This is a genomic window from Herbidospora sp. RD11066 (assembly GCF_054661255.1).
Window position 1 is genome coordinate 1 of sequence record NZ_BAAGDO010000086.1, and the last position, 302, is coordinate 302.

General features: G+C 51.0%; 1 protein-coding gene. It reads left to right on the top strand.

The genetic code is table 11. The annotated features are described in order from the left end of the window. Positions 1-92: 92 nt before the first annotated feature. Positions 93-302: 30S ribosomal protein S2 (locus tag ACYQ78_RS39415; RefSeq protein WP_459806107.1), on the top strand; the 210-nt coding region annotated here is incomplete at its 3' end.

Consider the following 302-nt stretch of genomic DNA (forward strand, 5'->3'; position numbering starts at 1 on the left):
CCTATGGGCAGCGTGCTATCCTGAAGTTTGCAAGCCACACTGGAGCTACTGCAGTAGCTGGGCGATTCACGCCTGGTACATTCACCAATCAGATCCAAGCAGCTTTCAAGGAACCACGTCTACTGGTTGTGTGTGACCCACGCACTGATCACCAGTCTGTGACTGAAGCTTCCTATGTGAACATTCCAGTGATTTCATTCTGCAACACTGACTCCCCACTAAAGCATGTAGATGTAGCAATCCCTTGCAACAACAAGGGTGCTCACTCTGTTGGCCTGATGTGGTGGTTGCTGGCAAGGGAG